Origin of the sequence: Gordonia sp. NPDC058843 (genome assembly GCF_042743165.1) — a bacterium.
In the GTDB taxonomy this organism is placed as follows: domain Bacteria; phylum Actinomycetota; class Actinomycetes; order Mycobacteriales; family Mycobacteriaceae; genus Gordonia.
The window spans coordinates 1-1417 of record NZ_JBHYNC010000089.1; the positions used below are offsets into that span (position 1 = coordinate 1).

At 67.5% G+C, this 1417-nt stretch carries 1 protein-coding gene; it reads left to right on the forward strand.

Annotated features, from left to right (window positions below; translation table 11 throughout):
* Nucleotides 1-48: 48 nt before the first annotated feature.
* A partial coding sequence (locus tag ACFW3F_RS25495) for an amino acid adenylation domain-containing protein (protein ID WP_388062496.1) occupies nt 49-1417 on the forward strand: 1369 nt, incomplete at its 3' end.

Below are 1417 nucleotides of genomic sequence, written 5' to 3' on the forward strand. Positions count from 1 at the left end.
GAGCGGGTGGCTCGGACGCCGGAGTCCATTGCCGTGGTGTGTGGTGATGTGGAGTTGTCGTATGCGGAGTTGAATGCGCGGGCGAATCGGCTGGCGCGGGTGTTGGTGGGTCGTGGGGTGGGGCCGGAGTCGTTGGTGGCTCTGGTGTTGCCGCGGTCGGTGGAGTTCGTGGTCGGGATGCTGGCGGTGTTGAAGGCCGGTGGTGCGTATGTGCCGGTGGATCCTGAGTATCCGCGTGAGCGGGTGGCGTTCATGTTCGGTGACGCCCGGCCGGTGTGCGCGGTCACGACCACCGATTACGCGGATGTCGTGCCGGATGGCGTGGATGTTCTGACCCTGGACGCTTCGGAGACGGTGGCGGCACTGGATGGGTGCTCTGCCTCGAATGTTGCCGATGGTGAGCGGCTTTCTGTTCTGTCGTTGGGGTCTCCGGCGTATGTGATTTATACGTCGGGGTCGACGGGGCGGCCGAAGGGTGTGGTGGTTTCGCACGCGGGTCTGGGGAATTTGGTGGCGTCGGCGGTGGACCGGTGGGGGACGGGTCCGGATTCGCGGGTGTTGCAGTTCTCGTCGCCGAGTTATGACCCGGTGGTGATTGAGATGTGTGCGGCTTTCGGGGCGTTGGGGACGTTGGTTGTTCCTGATCGGGGGCCGTTGGTGGGTGAGGTGTTGGCGGGGGTTTTGTGTGAGGGTCGGGTTTCTCATGCGGTGATTCCGCCGTCGGTGCTGGGGACGGTGGAGGTGGTGGATTTCCCGGATTTCGCCACGGTGGTCGCTGGTGGTGAGGCGTGCACGGTGGATGTGCTGCGGCGGTGGGCTCCGGGCCGGCGGTTGCTGAACGGGTATGGGCCGACCGAGGTGACGGTGGCCTGTGTGACCAGTGGGCCGGCTGATCCGGAGGAGGGGTTGCCGCCGATCGGGCGTCCGTTCTTCAACACGCGGGTGTACATCCTTGATGCTGCGTTGCGGCCGGTGCCACCGGGTGTTGCGGGTGAGTTGTATGTGGCCGGTGTGGGTGTGGCGCGCGGGTATCTGGGCCGGGCGGGTCTGACGGCTGGCCGGTTTGTGGCGGATCCGTTCGGTGCGGCTGGTGAGCGGATGTATCGGACGGGGGATCGTGGCCGGTGGCGTGCGGACGGGCAGATCGAGTTCCTGGGCCGGGTGGATGGTCAGGTGAAGATCCGGGGGTTCCGGATCGAGCCGGGTGAGGTGGAGGGGGTGCTGGCCGGGCATGAGGCCGTGGCCCGGGTCGCGGTGGTGGTGCGGGAGGACCGGCCGGGGGACCGGCGTCTGGTCGCCTATGTGGTGCCCGAGACCGGGGGTGCAGCCGGTCTGGCGGGGGTGTTGCGGGAGTACGCGCGGGGGGTGCTGCCGGACTATCTGGTGCCGGCGGCGTTCGTGGTGATGGATGCGTTGC